1 protein-coding gene is annotated in these 1,373 nt (G+C 52.4%); it reads right to left on the bottom strand.

The window, feature by feature from the left end:
- A partial coding sequence (locus BLR27_RS18620) for a PKD-like domain-containing protein (protein WP_221406380.1) occupies positions 1–1,373 on the bottom strand: 1,373 nt, incomplete at both ends.

Genomic DNA, 1,373 nt, shown 5'->3' with positions numbered 1-1,373 from the left:
TTGGTCCAGGTATAAGTAGCCCCTGTCGGGTTGCTGCTGAAACTGCTTGCCGGAATACTGGAGCCAGCACAGGCATTGAAACTAACAGGAACAGTAACGGTTGGCAATGGGTTAACGGTGATGGTATAGGTACGGGATGGTCCGGTACATCCGTTGACCATAGGAGTAACGGTCAGCGTAGCACTAATGGGTGCAGAACCGGGGTTAATTGCAGTAAATGACGGTATGTTTCCAGTTCCGCTGGCGGGCAGTCCGATGGCGGTATTGGAATTGGACCAGGAAAAAGTGGCCCCTGCAGGGGTACTGGTAAATAAGGCAGCAGGAACGGTTGCTCCGGTACAGATCACGGTATTTGCAGGCAGATTAACAACAGGCAATGGATTAACGGTGATGGTATAGCTTGCCTGAGCACCTGTACATCCATTCAAGAGGGGTGTCACGGTGATGGTTGCTGTGATAGGAGCAGAGCCTGAATTCAGGGCAGTAAATACAGGCATATCACCTGATCCGCTGGCGGGTAGTCCGATGGCTGGATTGGAATTGGTCCAGTTATAAGTGGCCCCGGCCGGAGTACTGATGAAGCTTCCTGCGGGAATAGAAGCCCCGGCGCAGTAGATCATATTGGCGGGAACGGTTACCACCGGCAGTGGGTCAACGATCAGGGAAAAAGTTTTTGCTGTACTAACGCAGGAGCCAATACGTGCTGTTACGGCATAGTTGCCAGACATGGCTGTTGTGGCATTGGTTCTGGTCATGGAAGTTCCGTTGGCCGTGAATCCCAATGGACCGGTCCAGCTGTAGGTAGCCAGAGAATCGGGGTTAGCGATGGTAATATTGATAGTCCCGCCCTGGCAAATAGGAGAGATCACGGCAGTGATCTCAGGTGCAGGCGGAGCTCCCGGGCTTGATACAGATAAGGTTGGTCCGGCAGTAGTACATCCGGAAGCATTCCGCACCATCACAGAATAACTGCCTGCGGCCAGTCGGGTGAAAGCACCTCCGTTTTGCAGGAAGGTACTTCCACCATTGATTGAATACTCTAATGGGGCAGCGCCGGTGGCATTTATAGTAATGGTTCCGTCACTGGCATCACATACAGATTCACTGGTTACAGTGGCAGAAACGATAACCGGCAGTGGATTAACCGTGATGGTATAGGTTATTGGATTGCCGGCACATCCGTTGATGGTCGGTGTGACGGTAATGCTTGCAGAGATGGCAGCGGCGGTGGTATTGATTGCTGTAAAAGAGGGCACATTCCCAGTTCCGCTGGCTTGCAGTCCGATAGCGGTATTGGAATTGGTCCAGGAATAAGTGGCACCAGCGGGTGTACTGCTGAAGCTGCTTGAAGCGATGGTTGTACCTGCACAGCT

Source organism: Daejeonella rubra (genome assembly GCF_900103545.1).
Taxonomy (GTDB): domain Bacteria; phylum Bacteroidota; class Bacteroidia; order Sphingobacteriales; family Sphingobacteriaceae; genus Daejeonella; species Daejeonella rubra.
The sequence above is the reverse complement of the archived record's forward strand: the minus strand, read 5'-3'. Positions and strand labels throughout refer to the sequence as shown.